Here is a 3,458-nt window from a genome sequence, read left to right as displayed (position 1 = left end):
TTTTTCTTCCATAGCGCTTCCACGGGTTGGTGGAACGCAAAAAACCGCCTACGAGAGGCGGTGTGTAAGCATTTGATATAATGTTATAAATTTTGGTTGCGGGGGCAGGATTTGAACCTGCGGCCTTCAGGTTATGAGCCTGACGAGCTACCGGGCTGCTCCACCCCGCGCCATTTTATCCCAATTATGTATTTTATTTGGGATATTTTGATATCGTTTAGAGAGATCTAGTGTTTCTTACTAGGTTTGGCGGCGACCTACTCTCCCACACCTTAAGATGCAGTACCATTGGCGCTGTGGCACTTAACGGCCGGGTTCGGAATGGATCCGGGTGTTTTGCTCACGCTATGACCACCAAACCGAGAAAGAAACACTATTTACCAAGTCAAGATGTATTGAGTGATGCTGATTGATTGTAGAAGTCTTTCTTCTACTGGATCAAATCAAGCCTATCGAGCAATTAGTACCGGTCAACTGAATGCATTACTGCACTTACATCTCCGGCCTATCGACGAGGTGGTCTACCTCGGCTCTCAGGGATACCTTGTTTTGAGGGGGGCTTCCCGCTTAGATGCCTTCAGCGGTTATCCTTTCCGATCATAGCTACCCTGCACTGCGGCTGGCGCCACAACAGGTCCACCAGTGGATCGTTCACCCCGGTCCTCTCGTACTAGGGGCAACTCCTCTCAAGTATCCTACACCCACGGCAGATAGGGACCGAACTGTCTCACGACGTTCTAAACCCAGCTCACGTACCTCTTTAAACGGCGAACAGCCGTACCCTTGGGACCTGCTCCAGCCCCAGGATGAGATGAGCCGACATCGAGGTGCCAAACACTGCCGTCGATATGGACTCTTGGGCAGTATCAGCCTGTTATCCCCGGCGTACCTTTTATCCGTTGAGCGATGGCCCTTCCACTCGGGACCACCGGATCACTATGACCGACTTTCGTCTCTGCTCGACTTGTCAGTCTTGCAGTCAGGCTGGCTTCTGCCATTGCACTCAACGAGCGATTTCCGACCGCTCTGAGCCAACCTTCGCGCGCCTCCGTTACTCTTTAGGAGGCGACCGCCCCAGTCAAACTACCCACCACAGATGGTCCCGGACCCGGATAACGGGCCGCGGTTAGACATCAAGCAAAGCAAGGGTGGTATCTCAAGGGAGGCTCCACGGGAACTAGCGTTCCTGCTTCAAAGCCTACCACCTATCCTGCACATGCTTGGCCTGATGCCAGTCTGAAGTTGTAGTAAAGGTGCACGGGGTCTTTCCGTCTAACCGCGGGAAGCCTGCATCTTGACAGGCAATTCAATTTCGCTGAGTCGATGTTGGAGACAGCGGGGAAGTCGTTACGCCATTCGTGCAGGTCGGAACTTACCCGACAAGGAATTTCGCTACCTTAGGACCGTTATAGTTACGGCCGCCGTTTACCTGGGCTTCAATTCGGAGCTTGCACCCCTCCTTTTAACCTTCAGGCACCGGGCAGGCGTCAGACCCTATACGTCGTCTTGCGACTTCGCAGAGCCCTGTGTTTTTAGTAAACAGTCGCCACCCCCTGGTTTGTGCCCCCAGCTCCAAGTTGCCTTAGAACTGGGCCTCCTTCTCGCGAACTTACGGAGGTATTTTGCCGAGTTCCTTCAACATCGTTCTCTCAAGCGCCTTGGTATTCTCTACCAGTCCACCTGTGTCGGTTTAGGGTACGGTCTTATAGAGGGGCTATTTCCAGGAACCTCTCAGCAGCCCATTCAATCCAGTAAGAATGAACTACACCCGAGATCCGTCACCACCTCACGGCCCAGGAATATTAACCTGGTTCCCATCGACTACGCATTTCTGCCTCGCCTTAGGGGCCGGCTTACCCTGCTCAGATTAGCTTTAAGCAGGAACCCTTGGACTTTCGGCGACAGGGTCTCTCACCCTGTTTGTCGCTACTCATGTCATCATTCTCGCTAGTGATCTCTCCACCGGATGGCTCACGCCCCGGCTTCACAGAAAGCTCCTTGTGTCCAATCCCACCGAAGTGGGTAAGGACACATGGAACTATGTCACACTACGCTCTGCTACCATGCACTATGTGCATCCTCAGCTTCGGCTCATGGCTTGAGCCCCGTTACATCTTCGCCGCAGGACAACTTAATTAGACCAGTGAGCTGTTACGCTATCTTTAAAGGATGGCTGCTTCTAAGCCAACCTCCTGGTTGTTTTGGTCGTCCCACCTGCTTTCCCACTTAGCCATGAATTAGGGGCCTTAGCTGGAGGTCAGGGTTGTTTCCCTCTCCACGACGGACGTTAGCATCCGCCGTGTGTCTGCCATCTAGTACTCCCGGGTATTCGGAGTTTGGTTAGGATCAGTAAGCCTGTGGGGCCCCATTACCCATCCAGTGCTCTACCCCCCGGGGTATTCGGATGACGCTCTACCTAAATAGATTTCGCAGAGAACCAGCTATCTCCGAGTTTGATTGGCCTTTCACCCCTAGCCACAACTCATCCCGACCTTTTTCAACAGGTGTGGGTTCGGACCTCCAGTACGTGTTACCGTACCTTCATCCTGGTCATGGCTAGATCACTCGGTTTCGGGTCTGATCCCACGAACTCATGCGCCCTATTAAGACTCGCTTTCGCTGCGCCTACACCTATCGGCTTAAGCTTGCTCGTGAGACCAAGTCGATGACCCATTATACAAAAGGTACGCCGTCAGAGCTCGAGGCTCCTCCGACTGCTTGTAGGCGTCCGGTTTCAGGAACTGTTTCACTCCCCTCGTCGGGGTGCTTTTCACCTTTCCCTCACGGTACTGGTTCACTATCGGTCAGTAAGGAGTACTTAGCCTTCGAAGGTGGTCCTCCGATCTTCAGACAGAATTTCACGTGTTCCGCCCTACTTAATACGTCCCATTGAGCTTCCCATACGGGGCTGTCACCCACTATGGCCTACCTTTCCAGGTAGTTCTGGTCACTCTCAAGGCTCGGCTGGTCCCCGTTCGCTCGCCGCTACTAGGGGAGTATCAATTGATTTCCTTTCCTCCGGGTACTTAGATGTTTCAGTTCCCCGGGTTCGCTCTTAAAACCCTATGTATTCAGGTAATAAGTACCTGTTTCAGCCCGCTATTGAATGGCCGAAGCCAACAATAACAAACTGTCAGGTGGGTTGCCCCATTCGGAGATCCATGGATCAAAGCCTATTCCCGGCTCCCCATGGCTTATCGCAGGGTATCACGTCCTTCATCGCCTCTTACTGCCAAGGCATCCACCAAACGCCCTTTTCGCGCTTGATTTGATCCAGAAGAAGATAGACTTCATCCGGAATCAAAAGCATCACTTTTCCCGCCCCTCCATCTGGTTCGTCTGGAGGGACATGTTTGCATATCCGTAGATATGCGTTGGTTAGTGTACTTGACTTGGAGTTTTATGCAGCGTGGTAAAACCACAGATCAGGACGCACTGCCTGATCAGCATAAAACTAA

General features: G+C 52.5%; 1 tRNA gene and 2 rRNA genes. All 3 read right to left on the bottom strand.

Annotated elements, in window-relative coordinates:
• Positions 1–93: 93 nt before the first annotated feature.
• Positions 94–170 (bottom strand) — tRNA-Met (locus ACTYEO_RS14000).
• Positions 171–244: 74 nt separating this feature from the next.
• Positions 245–359, bottom strand: a 5S ribosomal RNA gene (gene rrf / locus ACTYEO_RS13995).
• A gap of 80 nt (positions 360–439) precedes the next feature.
• Positions 440–3,269, bottom strand: a 23S ribosomal RNA gene (locus tag ACTYEO_RS13990).
• Positions 3,270–3,458 lie beyond the last annotated feature (189 nt).

This window comes from Rhodophyticola sp. SM2404 (assembly GCF_053570515.1).
The sequence above is the reverse complement of the archived record's forward strand: the minus strand, read 5'-3'. Positions and strand labels throughout refer to the sequence as shown.